Genomic DNA, 16,593 nt, shown 5'->3' on the forward strand with positions numbered 1-16,593 from the left:
TTTATTTGTTATTTTTTTTATTAGTAATCTTTGACTTTTGCGCCATCTTTGTTGAATACACCTTGTACAGTATTGCCTGTTTTCTTGTATTTCATAACGCCAAGCCCATTGATACGATCATCTTTATAGATTCCTTTGAATACCGAGCGATCTACATACGTGTATATTCCATATCCATTTCTTTTTCCATCTTTAGTATATCCTCCTGTGTATACACTTTTGTTTTTCCATAGATATGTTCCAACTCCGTAACGTTTGTTCTCTTTGAAGAATCCCCAATAAGTATCGCCATTGCTGTAAGTATACTTTCCAAATCCGTCAGCACAATTTCCTGTACAATTTCCAGTTGTTTTTCCATCTTTGTAATCATCCGCTAACTCTTTAATGAGTTTTCCATTTTCAAACATTCCACCACTTGTGATCTGACTTTCCTTGTTCATCGTGTACCCTAAACCATGTTGTTTTCCATCTTTCCAACCTCCAATATATGTGGTTCCGCTTGACCATTTGTAATAACCAACTCCTTCACGTTGATTGTTTACATATTGCCCATGATAATATGCGCCTCCTGGATATGATATATATGCAACTCCATCAATAGTGCCATCTTTGAAGGTAGCATCTGTAATGATTCCGTCTACAGTAACGCGTCCCCAACCATCTACACAATTACCTTTTACACAATTAAAATCAGTACTTTTTTTAGTTGTATCCGTTGTTTTTGTTGTCGCGCTTTTTGTTTGTTTTTGACCTAATTCACCGTTATAAATACGTCCTTCTAATACTTCTTCATTTTTGGCAGCTTTAAAACCTGTTAGAATGTATAAAGGTTCGTCTTCAATAAAAATGACAGGATCGCCATTTGTTAAGTATTCAAACCGAGCTTTTTTGTAATCGATATGTTTTCCGTTTACTACTATAAAAAAGTTGTCTTTTGTTAACTCGCGCGAATATAGAATTGAAGTCGCATTCGTTGTAAGTAACTTCATTTCCTTAACCGCTTGAGTTTTTAAGTTTTTATAGTTGTATATAATATATGTTCTTCCTGTACTTTTTTCTACACGATAATCAACCATATGCGATCCCATAAAAGCAAAATCACGCGCTTTCACTTTGTTTTGTCCTTCTACATAGTTGATAAATTTTCCATCATGTGCGTAGTTAATCATTGGTTTTCCTTTCGAAATAACATTCGTTATAGGAATACGTGTATCCACCGTATGGGTTGTTTTATCTTGTACATTCGCTAACGCATAGTATGTTTTTGTTAAGCCATCATATATTACTTTTTCATTTGGCTTTACTCCTTTACTAATCACAATATCTGAAGCTCGTTTATTATTGATAAAGACAGCTTCTATTTTTTTCTCTGTTATTTTTCCATTAGGAATGTAATATCCAAACTCAAGCTTTGAAGGTTTGTTAATATCACTGTAATATCGATTGTATTTTTTGTAATGCTTTGCATTTGGATCATTTGCCATGTAGAAATCAATTCTATTTCCATTGGCATCTGTATCAACCTGATAATCGTAAGTCCCAGAAGTTAGCTTTTCTTGTACTAAAAAACCATTTTTGTAATGATATCTACCGATGAAATCTAACTCATGATTTGATTTTATGTATCGTACAAAAACGACAACTAAGTTTCCTTTTTTTTCATAACTAAAATCACGTTGTCGATGAAAAACACCTTTTTTATTTAAGACCATTTTTACAACTCTATCTTGCGAATCGTATGTATATGTCTTCTCTTCTCCGTAGGTGTTTTTCTCAAATATCAACAAGTCTTTATTGTTGAATGAATAGTTGCTAGTACTTCCACTTTTGTATTGAAACATAATTATATTTCCACGCGAATCGTATTCAATTATATCACCATAATTATTCCCGATCATTTTCCCATTATCATCATAATAGTAACGCGTTCCGTAGTTATACAGTAGGTTTCCGTTTTCGTCAAATATTTTTCCACTTGACGTATAGATATCACCACGCAACAAGAAATGTTCCTTTTTGTGTTTGAAACCCAATGGATTTCTTGGTGCATTAGTTATGTCTATTTTTTGTGCAATTGTCAATTGACACATGAAACAGAAAAGTAAAAGTAGTAACGTATTTTTCATTGTTTTTTGTGATTATTATTCTGCAACTTTCACGGTATTCATAAGTTCATCACACATATGAACTTTTAGTGGTTTATTGTCAAAAACTGTTTTAGATATTTCGCCTCCAAATAGTTTTAATAAGGTAACTGTTGATTCGTTTTTAAGTCTTTCTTCATTTAGTACCATTTTAAAAATGTAGGTATCGTTTTCCTTATCAAGTTCAACCGTCTTAGGATTGGCATCATCTGAAAATCCATAAGAGATTAAGTGGTCTTTTAGCTTTTCTACTTCTTCAAGTGTCACGTTCTTAGTATACCGAATTTCTGTAGCTTTCGCCATTACTATTTTTCGAGCATCTTCTAGTTTGTGTACACGTAATGTATTAAATGAATCATCACATAAATGTAAATCGACAGGCAAATCCATATAATCTGATATTTCTTTTGGAAAGAAATTGAAGACACTTTTTAAGGATTCGTCATTTAAAAATTCTTCTTTGATGACCATCTTAAATAGATAAACATCTCCATCTTTTACAAATTGAACCGACTTTACATCTCCATCTGCAAAACCTGATGTTATTAAACTTTCGCCTAGTTTGTCTGCGATTTCTTCTGTAACTCCATCTTTATAATAGACTTCTGTACCGTTGTAAACTTTCTTTTCTCCATAGTTGGCACATGAAACAAACAGTGCAGCGGCAGCAATTAATGTGATTATTTTTTTCATTGTATTGTTGTTATTGATTTTTAAAGATATTTTAACTTACTACAAAAATCTTCCTTTTCGAATGTTTTCACAATACGACGTATTACGTATTTTTATACGTATAACACTGTATTACTATTGTTTGCATTTTGCTTCATAACGTCTTTGATTCGCCATATATCCTAGCGTTATTGCCTTTTTCCAGTTTTCGCATGCTTTTGTCCGTTCATTTTTCATATCGTATATATTTCCCACATTAGAATATGCTTTTGCATACTTGGTATCTATTTCAATAGCTTTTTCAAAATGTGTTAATGCCAACATCAACTTTCCTTTTTTCGCATAGCAAACGCCCATACTATTGTAAACTTCAGGTTGGTTTTTATCAATTACAATTGAATTCGTATAATCAAGGAATGCTTCATCTAAAAACCCCATAGCATCATGTGCGCCACCTCTGAAGAAAAATGCTTCTGCATGTTTTGGCTGTAACTCAATAACCTTAGTATAGTTTGTAATAGCTGCTTTGTAGTTTGCATAATCTTCTCCTGCATTTCTTTTCTTGATTAATGCAGTATGAAAACCAGCTTTATAGAAATACGGATCTGACAATGTACTATCTAAAGCAATTGCTTGTTCACATAATTTTATGCCTTCAGTAAACTTTAGTTGTTCTTTTTTCACCAAAGCACTATCTAATAAAGCTTTTGTGGTTTGCGCTTTCGCGAAAGAAAACACACTTAGAAATAGAAAAACGTATATAGACTTCATGAGTAATAAATTAGAGTTTAAAATTCTATTTTTTTACGACTCGAAACAATACGATGAATTGCGTATTTTAATGTTTTTTGTTGAATGATTTCATTAAAAATATGTACATTCCTTTTATGAAATCAAATATTATTTATATCGCCAGTTTTTTAAGTTTACTTTTATTTGTGAATTGTACTGAAACAGAAAAGAAGAAAACACCTGACACTACCAATATAGAAGCAGAAAAGCAATCAACTCCAAAAGATACAATTGCTGATACAATTACGTTGGAAGATATAGAAAACGCCAAAAACAATATTCCTTATCATTATATTTGCTATACCAATGATGGTAATACATCTGTGCAATTTTCTATTGCTTTCAATGCAGCTTCAAATGCATTATTTGTAAAATATAAAGGGCAAAAAGATTCTATTCCGTTGGTAAATGTAAAGGAAGATTTTCAAGAAGGTGGTGCATATCCAACGATTACACAATTTTATGATGAAATGCTAAACGGAAAGAAAAACGGAACTTACGAATTAACACATTCTGGAAATTGGGATTACGCAAAATATAGACCTGTACAAAAAGATACTATATACAAGTTTACCATTGATCATGATGCATCTATTGTTGGTGGCGCTTATAGAAAAACACCTTGTTTTAGTGATTCAAAATAATCACAAAACTCGTTTTACTTTTAATTTTTGTAGTTATGAGTTGTATACGGATGAGTCGCAAAATAATCGCTGATATTAAATTTTCGATCTTCAAACTTTTCTTCTAATATTTTAAAACTTTGAATTCTGTCTATCCGAAATGCTCTGACTTCATTACGCAAATGACACCATGCAATTAAAATCCATTTGTTGTCTGTAGAATACATGGCGCATGGTTCTATTTTTCTTGTAGAAATTTGATAATCGTTTGCCTTTTTATAGTTGATTTCCATCACATTAAAATTCGTAATTGCTACTTGAATTTCCGAAAGCGCATTGCTTGTAGTATCTTCTAATTTCCAATTGAACACATGAATTTTATCATTCAGAATTTCACTTTTTTCCTGAATAGATGTTTTAAAAACCGATTTTATTTTAATCAATGCTTCTTTAAAATCATTCACAAACGAAACATCTTTAGACTGATTAATTATATGCTCGGCAGTAATTAACGCATTGGCTTGCTTTTCTGTAAATTGCACAGGTGCAATTGTGTACGTATCTGTTAAGCTATAACCACGTCCTTCTATCGTATACACTGGCACGCCAGCTTCTTCTAACTTTCGAATATCTCTATAAATAGTGCGTACGCTAACATCGTATTTCTCTGCCAGTTCGGTTGCTGTTAACAATCGTTTTGACCGTAATAGTGTTAGTATTGATATGAGTCTTGCAAGTTGTGTCATCTTATATATGCGTAGCGAACCTCAACGGAGATTCGCTACTTTTGTGTTCTTATGTCATTGAATGAAATGCTACGCGATTTCCTTCTGTATCTATAAATTGTGCAATAAATCCATTCTCTTGAATGTCAGTTTTTGGCATAATTATTTTTCCGCCAGCAGCTTCCACTCTTCCCAAAGGAATATTTAAATCATCTCCTCCATTTAAGTACACTGTAGAACCATGTTGAGACGGATCAGTTCCTTCCATTTGCATGATAGCTCCGCCAACTTTATGACTTTCCATATCGTACGGAAAAATTCCGTATTTCATATTTTTGTCTTCCATATGATGATCTACAATTTTTTCTCCTAATATTTCAGAATAGAATTTCTTTGCTCTTTCGTAGTTTGCTACTGGAATTTCAAACCAATTTACCGCGTTTTTCATGTTGTTGTATTTTTTTAAATTATTAATACCACAAATGTATCTGCGTCCTTGACAGATGATGTCAGAGGTGTTTTTATTTTTTAAAAATTAATGTCCCTCGTTGGTATTTACAAACGTCTTCTACATTTTGAAGTGACTTATATTTCTTAAGTACGTCTTCATGAATTAATGTTTTTGGAAGCGGATGATGCGCTCTGTAATTTTCTCCTTTAAAGTCAATTACAGTTAAATTATTCGTCTCACACAATTCCAAATAATATATATATGACAAGCGGTTTGTGTAAGCAATATCATTTCCCGCCCAAAAGTTCCAAGTTTTATCATCGTACTTTAGAAAGTTGAATTCTGAAATACTTTTATCTTGAAAAAATCCCGGGTTTGCAAAATGATCTATAAAATTTATGGTGTGAACTCCAACACCATCTTTTGTCAGCCAAGTTTTCATCTTTTTGAATAGTTGTTCTAAAAATTCTGGTGGAATGTGCTCAAAAACTACTTGCGAACAGATATAATCAAATGAATTACTTTCTCTTTCTATTGCTACTAAAGTGTATTTTGGAATGTATACAATATTGCAAAATGCAAACAAATCCTCTAACGTTTCACACGATTGTATTTGTTGTAATTTCTGTTTAATTTCAGTCAAGCTGAATATACCTCTTTCAGCAATTTTGACTAAAAAACCTTCTTTTTCAATGTGTTGAATTTGCTTTTGAAATGTTTTAATAGAAACATCTTTTGAAATATCAACCGTTACAATCTTATCAAACCCAAGTAAATACAAAACTACAGGAGAAATTAGTGAATATCCTGTTCCAATTTCCAACGCAATCATTTCTTTTTCAGCATTGAATGTAATTGTTGTTTCATCAAACTTTCGCAGACATTCATGTGCTTGATAAATCATTACGTTTTTGTGATAGTTTTTTTTCAACGTAGCCGGAATGTGATTGAGCTTATCGCCAATCTTTGTAAAATGCAGTACTTTTTGCAAGCTTGCTTTTAGTTTCCAGTTCATGTTTCTATTTGTCTGGTATGCAAATTCCAAAATTTATTACAAACTGCCAATAAACTTTGAAAATCATTTTTTAAAACATTTCAAAATATACTTTACAAATAATAATTCGCAGTAGTGATTTGCTAATTTATACAGTTTTTTTACTAATTTGAAATCAAAATATGCTTAACTCATGAAAATCACAACAGCGATTGCCAAACATTTTAGGGAAATTCATTTTGGTGGAAATTGGGCAGGAACAAGTTTCAAAGAAGCTTTGGAAGGTGTAACTTTTGAACAAGCCACGACCAAAGTGTACGATTTAAATACGATTCATACACTTGCGTTTCATATCAATTATTACATTGCCGCTGTGTTGAAAGTTTTTGAAGGTGAACCACTGAATGCAAAAGATGCATATAGTTTTGATCATCCTGAGATTCATTCACAAGCCGAATGGGAAGCTTTTGTTTCTAAACTTTGGGAAGATGCAGAGTTGTTTGCAAATGAAATAGAGAAACTACCTGAAGATTGTTTTGACAAACCTTTTACGGATAAAAAGTATGGAAGTTATTACCGAAATATTCACGGAATTATTGAACATACACATTATCATGTTGGACAAATTTCTTTGATTAAGAAGATTTTGAATAATAGATCCATATAGATTATTAAAATCAAATTTTCTGTACTTAATTAATGTATCTTTCACACAAAATTCAAACCATCTGAATGCACGTTTTTGTTCGTTTTATTATCATATGCACACTGCTTTTCTCTTCTTTCGCACATGGCCAATTGAGTGATTTGGCACGTGTGGATTACACCTATATTCCTAAAGCAAAATCAGACGTAGAATATACGCGTTTGCGTGTGCTATTTAATTATCCTATTAAATTAAAAAAAGAAGGAACGTATTTATTTTTAGGCTTAGATTATAGTAATATTCATTTAAAATCAGATCGTGAATTTCCTTTTGTCACTAGAGATTTGAACGATTTTCAATTACTTGATTTTGCTTTTAGTTATACAACTCCATTAAAGAATGATTGGCGTTTAGGGCTTCGTTTCAGACCTGGGTTTAGCACAAATTTAGCCGCGAATGCATTGAGCTTGGAAGATGTAATTCTTTCAGGAGATATTATTTTCATTAAACAAGGTGAAATGCACTATGGAAAACGACAAAGGTGGGTTTTAGGTGTATATTATTCTGGAAATTCCGGATTTAATTTTCCATTACCATACATTACATATTATAAAAAATTTGCACCAAATTGGTCTATGAGTTTAGGAGTTCCTAAAACAAATGTACAATATTTCATTTCCTCTAAAAATCGTTTAAAAGCCTATGCTCAGTTAGATGGTTTTACGTCTAATTTACAACGCGATGTTCCTGTTATTGAAGGAGAAGCTGCTAAAAGCATTAACATGTCTTTGATTTTATCAGGACTTCAATATGAATATCATTTTACAAAACAATTACAATTTTATGCGCGTGCTGCGTATATTTTAGCAATTGATAATGAATTGAGAAATGAACAAAGAGAAACTATTTTTTCTTTAGATAGCAAAGCAAAAATATATTTAAGAACTGGTATAAAGTTTAAGATCTAAAGCAAAAAAATGAGCCGAAACTCATTTTCTCTATATTAACATGTGTTTTGTATCATGGGCAAATAGGCTGTGTACCATCTGCACATGTACTATTACAAGGAACTTGTACAAGTCCTCTAAATGTAAAACAATAGCATGGCATCGGATCGTTGTTTCCACCGTTTCCGCCACCGCCACCTGGACCTGTAATTGGATCTGGACTAAGTCCACCTTGCATAGCACTTTGCTTTTCTTTACTTAATGATTTTGTTCCATCAATTTTTAAAATCTTTTTTAACATCGTATAAAGTTTTTGGTTAATGATCTCAAGGTAGGGAACATCTATTGGCTTTTGAAAAGAATGTACTCGCGCTTTATAAATTGTGAGTATAAAAAACTAACTTTCATAAAGCTTCATTTTTCAATCACTTATTAATAGTTCGTAATCCTCTTTTTACAATATATGCTGTTTGTTTTGTAGGTGAATCTTTTTCCCAGTTTGCACACATAGTTTGTACCCAAGTTGGTTGTGACTTACTAGCATCATTTAGCCAATTCCCGACAGCATCTCTAACATATTTTGAAGTATCAGATTGTAAAGGCTTCAGAATTGACAATGCTTTTGCTGGATTTTCTTGAAAAGCGGCAATTTTCTTTGTCCAAACACCAACAGGTCGTAATGCTTCTACTGCAAAACGACGAATATTTTCATCTTTATCTTTTGTCCAAGTTGCTAAAATATTGATTGCTGTATCCAAATCTTCGATCATGCGTTCTTTACTAGCAAATATGACAACTTCACGTACGCCAAAATGTGAATCGGCGGCATATGGTTTCATCGTTGCAAGTAAACTTGGTAATTCATCATGATGTGTACTTTCTGCCCAACATGCCCAACAACGAACCAAATCGGAAGTATGTTTTTTAAAATGATCGTACACTTCTTTATTTCTAGTTAAGACTCCTAGTGTTTCACCAATAACTTTGGTATTGCTATTTGCTGTTGGTTTTTTTTGAGCATTCACAGCAACTTCTATAGTTTCAAGCCATGCTTCTTTTCCAATATCTTTCAACACCAATTTTAGTAAACCTACTTGATCCGTTGCTAACCATTCCATCAAATTTTTAGTTTCTACTAATCCTTTATTTAAATATTCAATTGCTTCAGGATTTATATCTTTTAGACTTCGTGCGCCTTTTCGATTTAATATATGTTCAGGAATCATGATGGTTTATTTTTTATCAGTCATCCAAAATTATAGAAATTAACAATAGTTCATCAACAAAATTTAAAATAATTATTATTTCATTTTTACGAATGAACTGTGAAACTGGTACAATTGTTCTCTATTTTTTTTCTAATTTTAAGGATTCCAAAAAAACACTATGTTTCAACAAGATCAAAATATTTTTAATGTGCTTTTAGGCTCAGTTTCTGAAGGTGTTATTATTGTTGATGAGCATAAGAAAGTAGTAGAAGTTAACGTTGCTGCCGAAAAAATGTTTGGGTATTCCAAGGATGAGCTTATTAAACAACATTTAAACGTATTGATTCCAAAAAATTATCGTGCCAACCATGATGCGCATTTTAATGGTTTTATGAAGGCCAAACAACGACGTCAAATGGGACATGGTCGTGATGTGTATGGCGCACATAAAGATGGAAGTATTTTTCCTGTAGAAGCTGGTCTGAATCCTTTTTCTATATATGGAAAAAACTATGTAATGGCATTGGTTATTGATATTTCAATTCGAAAAGAACAGGAAAGGAAGATTCAGGAATTGAATGCTGAACTGGAGAAAAAAGTATTGGTAAGAACGCAAGAATTAAGTGAAACCATTCAACAATTGGAAGTAGAAAATGCCAAACGTTTAGAAGCGGAAGAAGATGCTAAAACTGCTTTGAAAAGAGAACAAGAACTCAACGAATTGAAGACAAAATTTTTATCATTGGTTTCACATGAGTTTAAAACACCTTTGAGTGGAATTTTGACTTCTACGATATTGTTAAGCAAATACAAGCTTACCGAACAACAACAGAAGCGCGATAAGCATATTAAAACCATTACTGACAAAGTACATTACCTTAATAATATTTTGAATGATTTTCTTTCAATCGAAAAATTACAGAAAGGGAAAGTCAATTATAAGTTTTCAACTTTTAAAGTGAGTAAGGTTGTAAATGAAGTTGTCTATAATGCAAATATGTTATTGAAAGATGGACAACAGATTAATTATCCTGAAAATATTGATAGTTTTTCGTTGCATCAAGATGAAAAAATTGTAGAGTTAGCTTTATCTAATTTGGTGAATAATGCCATTAAGTATTCTTCTGAAAATACCATTATTGATATTAGTATTATACAAGATAAAAATATCACAACGCTTCAAGTAAAAGATAATGGAATTGGAATTCCTGAAAAGGATCAAAAGAATATTTTTAATCGTTATTTTAGAGCTGAAAATGCCTTGTTAACACAAGGAACAGGTATTGGATTAAATATTGTAAAAGATCATTTAGAACATTTACACGGAAGTATTGCATTTGAAAGTATTGAAAACGAAGGAACTATTTTTACGATTACAATTCCTAATAAAGCTGAACTATGAAGAAAGTATTACTAATAGAAGATGATGCCGTTTTACGCGAAAATACTGCCGAATTGTTAGAACTTTCCGAGTATGATGTTACAACTGCTCAGAATGGGAAAATTGGTATTGAAACTGCAAAAAAATTGTTGCCCGATATTGTTGTATGCGATATTATGATGCCAGAATTGGATGGTTATGGTGTTTTAGAGTTTTTGTCAAAAGAAGAAAGCACCAAACATATTCCATTTATCTTTTTATCTGCAAAAACCGAGCGTAAAGATGTTCGTAAAGGAATGGATATGGGCGCAGACGATTATATTACAAAACCATTTTCGGAAGATGAATTGATCAGCGCCATTGAAAGTCGAATTGCAAAAGCATTGATTTTAAAAGAAGAGCGCGAAAAGTATCAGCAAAATATTCAGGTTGAAGATGAAAGCGAACTACGAACGCTTAACGACCTAAAGAACTTTTTTGATGATAATGGTACTATTTTCACTTATAAAAAGGATGAAGTTATTTATGATGAAGGACAAAATTCAAACTTCATTTATTTGATTTTAAAAGGTGTTGTAAAGTGTCATAAATTAGATGAACAGGGAAAAGAATTAACGACAGCTTTACATAAAGAAGATGATTTTTTTGGTTATACTTCATTTACACAAAACATGGCATATCAGGAAACTGCAACTACAATTAAAGAAGTTGAAATTGTTGGTTTGTCTAAAAATGAATTGAAAAATGTGTTGAATAAAAATCATAAAGTGACACTGGAATTGATTCAATTATTGACTGATAATCTTTCTGTAGTAAAAGATCAATTGTTACAAATGGCGTACAGTTCAGTACATAAAAAAACAGCAATGACTATTTTAAAATTTGCAGAAAAATTGAATCGTAAACCTAATGATCCTATTAAGATTTCTAGAAACGATTTGGCAAGTGTTGCCGGAATTGCCACAGAAACTTTAATCCGAACAATGTCGAGCTTTAAAAAACAAGGATTAATTGCTATTGAAGGACGAAATATTAAAATTTTAGATCTTCAAAAACTACAACATATTTGCTAGTTTCTCTGTAAAAACACTAAACATGACGAATATCATGTTGTAACTGATTTCTACCATTTAGATTTGCTATTAAAGTGTCATCTAGATGAAAAACATATTATTACCAACAGACTTTTCTGAAAATTCATGGAACGCCATTGTATATGGGCTCCAATTTCTAAAAGATTACAACTGTAACTTTTATCTTCTCAATGTTAATAGACTTACCAATCTTATTGATGAAGAAGTTAAATATACGCCAACGTTAGATGTCATTGAAGATGTGTATATAAAACCTGCAAAGAAGGAATTACAACGTGTTTTGAAACGAATTACAACGACGCTTCCAGCAAATAATAAGCATCATTTTTATACGCTTACAGATCATAATTTTTTTATTGAATCGATTCGAAATCATGTGGAAGATAAAAAGATTGACATGATTGTGATGGGAACCAAAGGTGCTTCAGGCTTGACAGAATACATTACGGGAAGTAACACAGGCGCTGTGATTACGAAAGTAAAATGTAAAACATTGGTAATTCCTGAAAATGCTCAGTATAAAGATATTAAAGAAATTGCATTTCCGACGGATTTCATTTTGTCATATAACATGCAAACTTTATCTCCCATTCTAGCTATTTTAGATCGCACAAATGCTTCGTTACGTATTCCACACATTGCAAAAGAGAACGAAGCGTTAAATATAAACCAGCGAGCAAATAAAGAGTTGTTAGAAGACTTTCTTGATAATTACAAACATAGTTATCACTTTTTAACTAATCGTAATGTGGAAGATGCAGTACAAGATTTTACTGAAAGCAGGCATATTGATTTGATGGTGATGGTTGCTAAAAATCTAAATTATTTTCAACAGATATTATTTCACACGAAAGTGGAAAAGATTAGTTATCATACAGATATTCCTTTTTTGGTGTTGCACGAATAAGTGTAGCAAATTTCCGCGCTAGTTACAGCTACAGTTCCTTTGTTTTATTATCCTATTTATACATACGTTTGAAAGAAATATCATATATTTAAAATCAATACGAATGTTACTATTAATATCTTAGAAGAATGAAAGCAGCTGATCAATTTAAAAAGTATGCCGACCAATGGTTGGCGAATAATTCTGAATATGTTGTTCCAATTATTGGCAGTGGCGTTAACATGCAAGCTGCTGCTATGGAAGGCGATACAGAACGATTGGATTGGGATAAATTGATTTCTGATATTGTTAAAGAATGTGGCGTTACTGATCCAAAACTATTAGAACTACCTGAATCATTTATTAGAATGTGGGAAACAGTTTTAAGAGTTGTTGCTGTAAATACTAGAGGTTATATGCCTTATAAAACAGAAAATGATTTACAGAAAAAGGTGCAAAAAATCTTAAATGCATATGAAGATCGCAGTAAAAATTATGGTTTGTATAAAACGATATTAGATAGTGGTTTTAAAGATATTATTTCTTTAAATTTTGATCGTTGTTTGTCTTTAGCAGGAAATGCAAAGGCTATACAATCATCTCCTAAAGAAGATAGTAAAGACGCTATGCCATTGTATCGACATAGTGTTGTAAAGAATGCTCAAAAAACGCGTATATGGTATCCGCATGGTGATACAAAACGATTTGACACCATTAAGTTAGGCATTCGGAAATACGGAATGTATATTAATTGGGTTGAAAATCTTCGCGGAACGTATATGAATAGGTGGTTTGAAGAAGATACAATTTATTGTAACCGACATAGAAGAGATTGGATTCCGCCAACTGAGTGGGACAAAATTGTTAGAACGTGGAATACACCTTCGAGTTGGGTAAATGTATTTAAAAGCGCGCCATTATTGTTTATTGGTTGTAGTTTATTGAATGATGAATGGCCGTTGTGGTATTTGTTGAATCAAAGAGCGCGACAAACTGCTTTTTTAGATCAAACTGGTTCACCTGACAACAGACCAGAGACAATTGTTTTATCTGCTGGAAAAACAAAACCTGCACATTTACAGAAAGAACCTGAATATATTATTAATATTCATTTTGACACCTATGATGAAATGTGGGAAACTGTATTAACCTTTTTTGAAGACAGTCGTTTGGCAAATAGTTAGTCAAAAAAAAGCGAACCGAAGTTCGCTTTGCTAAGTTATTGTTTCAATATTATTTTATAAGAAAACACAAATACCGTTTACACATCTAGATGCTCTATCAATAAAGAAGCAGTCCGATCTACGAACACATCCTATTGGAAATCTGATTCCTCCGTTAATGTCTCCTTGCTGTTTTTTGTTAAGCTCTTGTACTCCTTTTACATTTAAAATTGTTTTTAACATGATCTATTTTTTTTGGTTAAGTTTATAAATTATAAAATTCACCTTTCAAACACGTACGGTAAAGCCGTAATTCTCAACAGATTATCATCACGCCAAAAAAAAAACAGCTAAAATGCAAAGATCGTTTCCTATTTTAAGTTTATGAATAAAAATAAAGAGCAGAAAAAAAGCTCCTGATTTCACAGAAGCTTTACTTGTTTAATAAGCTTACGCTATTAGTTTATTTGTTAAATAGAATCATCACATGTTCTATTACCGTAAGTTAATACAGTTGTTCCCCAACAATCTATTAATTCACTTCCTTCAGAAGGTGCTTGTTCAGTTCCTGCACACTCCAAAGAACTACATAGGTAGTGAAACCCAGATATACCTCCTTTAATTTCTGTTGGAAGATTCAAGTTTGAAATAGATTTTTTGTTAAGTTTTAAATTTTTTAGACCTCTTTTTTTCATAATATAGTTTGTTATATGAGATTAATAATGATCTAATATTCAAAAAAAGACATCCGGAAAACAAGGAACTATATTGACCATTTATGAATCATCAACAAGTTCGCTTGCTAAACTCCTGTTTCATAAAAAAACCTTCTTGATCTCTCAAGAAGGTTTCGTTTATTTTATAATTCTGTATTCTTAATTTTCTAAGAAATCCTTTAAAACCTCTTTCAAAACTATGGTGTCATTTTCTGTATTTCGAACCAATTTATCAGTTTCATTACATTCAAATTGAGCATAATTGATTTTCATATAACGAAAACTTTTGTTGAGCACAGCTTCTTTTTTAAGCGTGTCATAGTATTTTATTTGCGTAACACGTGCTTGTTCTTTTTCGTCTAATTTTTCAAAGTCCTTCTCTTTCTGAAAGAACTCAATCACCAACTTTAAGTCTTTGTAATACGCATCTAGAGGTAGTTTTGTGCGTCCTTTTCCTCTTTTATGAAGATTTCCTACTAAGGTATCAAACGTGTGTTTTCTTGAAGCTTTTTGCTCTAGTAATTCATCACACAAATCTAATAGGTAATTTTCATCACTATTTTTAATATCTAGTATATGTTGTTGCTTTTTAGAAATCTCAGGAATTGCCTCTTTTGGAGTATATTCTTTCCCTTCTCTTACCAAATACCAATACGTATTTTCCGTTCTTCTTTCTGCATGTACAGCAGGTATTTTAGTAAGTTCCGACTTCTGATCTAATTTGCGAAGTACTTTACGAAATGGAAATCCTTTTTTTACATCTTTTTCAAATACACCAGCTTCTACTAATGCAGGCATTATTGTTTTTACAGGAATCCAATCAACAGCAGTATTTGTATCGAAATACTGAGCTATTGCTTCATTAACTTTTTTTATATTTTCATCAGTCATACGATTGCATTTTACCTCTTGATATATACATTGAATTCATATTTTTAGAATGCTGGTTACACGCATTTCTAACTTCAATACTCCTTAATGTTTTACAAGGCGACAAATATAGGTTAATAAATCATAAGCTGATATCTATTTTATTTTTTTGAAAAGAATTTAGTTTCCACAAATACATCAATTTAGCGTCGATTTATTTTAAAACAATTTCTACACGTCTGTTTAATGCTCTTCCCTGTTCTGTAGTATTTATAGCTAAAGGTGATAATTGCCCAACTCCATGCGCTGAAATTTGAGATGATTTAACACCATATTTTGTTTTTAAGGCTGTTAAAACTGCTTTTGCTCTTTTCTCTGAAAGTGTTTGATTTGCTGCTAATGACCCAACATTATCTGTATGCCCAACGATATAGTAATTTTGGTTTGGATTGGCTTTTAAATATTCGGACAGCGTTTTAATAACTGCGTATGATTCTTTTGTCAAATTATCACTTCCAAAATCAAATAAAATATTATGAAATACTTCTTTTCCTTCGTTCTTAATTTTTTCATCAATTGAAGCAGCAGATACTTGACCTGTTTCCATATCTTCCCTTTCAACAATAATAGCTTGAACAAAAATATTGTTTGTTAAACCTTCCCAATTAGATGTACTTTTATGTATTAATAAAGCAATAATGAAGGCTTTTCCATCACGTTTTCCTCTAGCCACGAAAAAAGCATCATCTGCATCAACATTTTTCCCAGTAGAACTAAAAGCGAAGCGGAAATAGCTTTTCGACTTTTTGTATTGGTAACTGTCTAGAGCTTCTTGATTTGCAAATATTTTATAAGAACGTCCAATTTTTGAGTTTCCAGCAATGTTCTTTTTACCAAAAGCTGAGTATACTATTTCAAAATCTCCATTTTTTAATGCTTGCTCATAATTTCGCTGAACTTCAAGTACCGTTGCTCTTCCTGTATTTTCAATTCCATAAATAATACTCGTTACTTTTCCTTCTTCTGTAATTTCCTTATCAGCTTTCCATTCTCCTTTTTTATATTTTATTAATGATATAGGAAATGTTACTTGATTAAATTTAGATTCATCATAAGCAACTATACAACTGTTTTTATATTTACTAAGTAGTGAATGCTCAACTGCGCCTTCTACATCGGGACAAATAGTTCGTTGAGAGAATGCAAAACTGGAAATACAAGTGAATACAATAGCACAAATAAATTTCATAGGTAAATTATTTTGAGAATGAATTGAGATTA

Annotated in this window: 19 protein-coding genes; 7 read left to right on the plus strand and 12 right to left on the minus strand. The window is 31.8% G+C overall.

Annotated features, from left to right (window positions below; all coding sequences use genetic code 11):
- Positions 1-20: 20 nt before the first annotated feature.
- The 3 genes from ACUUYC_RS03470 to ACUUYC_RS03480 form a co-directional block, all read right to left on the minus strand.
- Complete coding sequence (locus ACUUYC_RS03470; RefSeq protein WP_474263882.1) at positions 21-2,126, minus strand: MORN repeat-containing protein; 2,106 nt, start codon at positions 2,124-2,126, stop codon at positions 21-23.
- A 15-nt stretch (positions 2,127-2,141) separates the two neighbouring features.
- Positions 2,142-2,837 carry a hypothetical protein gene (locus tag ACUUYC_RS03475; protein WP_474263884.1) on the minus strand — a complete coding sequence of 232 codons (696 nt, stop codon included), beginning with the start codon at positions 2,835-2,837 and terminating at the stop codon, positions 2,142-2,144.
- A gap of 114 nt (positions 2,838-2,951) precedes the next feature.
- Positions 2,952-3,587: a tetratricopeptide repeat protein gene (locus ACUUYC_RS03480; protein WP_474263886.1), complete on the minus strand. Its 636-nt coding sequence runs from the start codon at positions 3,585-3,587 to the stop codon at positions 2,952-2,954.
- A 116-nt stretch (positions 3,588-3,703) separates the two neighbouring features.
- On the opposite strand from ACUUYC_RS03480, the gene ACUUYC_RS03485 reads away from it, so the two are divergent.
- Positions 3,704-4,252 carry a hypothetical protein gene (locus ACUUYC_RS03485; RefSeq protein ID WP_474263889.1) on the plus strand — a complete coding sequence of 183 codons (549 nt, stop codon included), beginning with the start codon at positions 3,704-3,706 and terminating at the stop codon, positions 4,250-4,252.
- A 20-nt stretch (positions 4,253-4,272) separates the two neighbouring features.
- Here the strand turns inward: ACUUYC_RS03485 and ACUUYC_RS03490 are convergent, their stop codons facing one another.
- From ACUUYC_RS03490 to ACUUYC_RS03500, 3 genes are all read right to left on the minus strand, one after another.
- The gene (locus tag ACUUYC_RS03490) at positions 4,273-4,977 is read right to left on the minus strand and encodes a helix-turn-helix transcriptional regulator (protein WP_474263890.1); all 705 of its coding nucleotides are present in this window, start codon (positions 4,975-4,977) and stop codon (positions 4,273-4,275) included.
- 49 nt (positions 4,978-5,026) lie between these two features.
- Positions 5,027-5,404 carry a VOC family protein gene (locus tag ACUUYC_RS03495; protein ID WP_474263892.1) on the minus strand — a complete coding sequence of 126 codons (378 nt, stop codon included), beginning with the start codon at positions 5,402-5,404 and terminating at the stop codon, positions 5,027-5,029.
- Between the two features lie 73 nt (positions 5,405-5,477).
- Positions 5,478-6,422 carry an SAM-dependent methyltransferase gene (locus ACUUYC_RS03500; protein ID WP_474263894.1) on the minus strand — a complete coding sequence of 315 codons (945 nt, stop codon included), beginning with the start codon at positions 6,420-6,422 and terminating at the stop codon, positions 5,478-5,480.
- A 172-nt stretch (positions 6,423-6,594) separates the two neighbouring features.
- On the opposite strand from ACUUYC_RS03500, the gene ACUUYC_RS03505 reads away from it, so the two are divergent.
- Complete coding sequence (locus tag ACUUYC_RS03505) at positions 6,595-7,068, plus strand: DinB family protein (protein ID WP_474263896.1); 474 nt, start codon at positions 6,595-6,597, stop codon at positions 7,066-7,068.
- A 65-nt stretch (positions 7,069-7,133) separates the two neighbouring features.
- The gene (locus ACUUYC_RS03510) at positions 7,134-8,015 is read left to right on the plus strand and encodes a DUF6268 family outer membrane beta-barrel protein (RefSeq protein WP_474263898.1); all 882 of its coding nucleotides are present in this window, start codon (positions 7,134-7,136) and stop codon (positions 8,013-8,015) included.
- 52 nt (positions 8,016-8,067) lie between these two features.
- Here the strand turns inward: ACUUYC_RS03510 and ACUUYC_RS03515 are convergent, their stop codons facing one another.
- Entirely contained in the window at positions 8,068-8,295 is a 228-nt protein-coding gene (locus tag ACUUYC_RS03515; protein ID WP_474263901.1) for a hypothetical protein, read from the minus strand.
- Positions 8,296-8,419: 124 nt separating this feature from the next.
- A complete protein-coding gene (locus tag ACUUYC_RS03520) occupies positions 8,420-9,220 on the minus strand; it encodes a DNA alkylation repair protein (RefSeq protein WP_474263903.1) in 801 nt (266 codons plus the stop codon).
- Positions 9,221-9,380: 160 nt separating this feature from the next.
- Between ACUUYC_RS03520 and ACUUYC_RS03525 the strand changes: the two genes are divergently transcribed.
- From ACUUYC_RS03525 to ACUUYC_RS03540, 4 genes are all read left to right on the plus strand, one after another.
- Positions 9,381-10,604 carry a PAS domain-containing sensor histidine kinase gene (locus ACUUYC_RS03525; RefSeq protein ID WP_474263905.1) on the plus strand — a complete coding sequence of 408 codons (1,224 nt, stop codon included), beginning with the start codon at positions 9,381-9,383 and terminating at the stop codon, positions 10,602-10,604.
- The gene (locus ACUUYC_RS03530; protein WP_474263907.1) at positions 10,601-11,656 is read left to right on the plus strand and encodes a response regulator; all 1,056 of its coding nucleotides are present in this window, start codon (positions 10,601-10,603) and stop codon (positions 11,654-11,656) included. The genes ACUUYC_RS03525 and ACUUYC_RS03530 overlap by 4 nt, the downstream gene beginning before the upstream one ends.
- Positions 11,657-11,741: 85 nt before the next feature.
- A complete protein-coding gene (locus ACUUYC_RS03535) occupies positions 11,742-12,584 on the plus strand; it encodes a universal stress protein (protein ID WP_474263909.1) in 843 nt (280 codons plus the stop codon).
- Between the two features lie 128 nt (positions 12,585-12,712).
- Positions 12,713-13,747 (plus strand): SIR2 family protein, encoded by a 1,035-nt coding sequence (locus ACUUYC_RS03540; protein ID WP_474263911.1) that lies wholly within the window; start codon positions 12,713-12,715, stop codon positions 13,745-13,747.
- A gap of 54 nt (positions 13,748-13,801) precedes the next feature.
- Here the strand turns inward: ACUUYC_RS03540 and ACUUYC_RS03545 are convergent, their stop codons facing one another.
- The 4 genes from ACUUYC_RS03545 to ACUUYC_RS03560 all read right to left on the minus strand — a co-directional run bounded on the left by ACUUYC_RS03545 (position 13,802) and on the right by ACUUYC_RS03560 (position 16,561).
- On the minus strand, positions 13,802-13,969 hold the full coding sequence (locus ACUUYC_RS03545; protein ID WP_474263914.1) for a hypothetical protein: 168 nt from the start codon (positions 13,967-13,969) through the stop codon (positions 13,802-13,804).
- Positions 13,970-14,196: 227 nt separating this feature from the next.
- Positions 14,197-14,421 carry a hypothetical protein gene (locus ACUUYC_RS03550; protein ID WP_474263916.1) on the minus strand — a complete coding sequence of 75 codons (225 nt, stop codon included), beginning with the start codon at positions 14,419-14,421 and terminating at the stop codon, positions 14,197-14,199.
- Positions 14,422-14,601: 180 nt separating this feature from the next.
- Positions 14,602-15,333 carry a hypothetical protein gene (locus tag ACUUYC_RS03555; protein WP_474263917.1) on the minus strand — a complete coding sequence of 244 codons (732 nt, stop codon included), beginning with the start codon at positions 15,331-15,333 and terminating at the stop codon, positions 14,602-14,604.
- A 193-nt stretch (positions 15,334-15,526) separates the two neighbouring features.
- On the minus strand, positions 15,527-16,561 hold the full coding sequence (locus tag ACUUYC_RS03560) for an OmpA family protein (protein ID WP_474263919.1): 1,035 nt from the start codon (positions 16,559-16,561) through the stop codon (positions 15,527-15,529).
- Positions 16,562-16,593 lie beyond the last annotated feature (32 nt).

This window comes from Kordia sp. E (genome assembly GCF_056033805.1).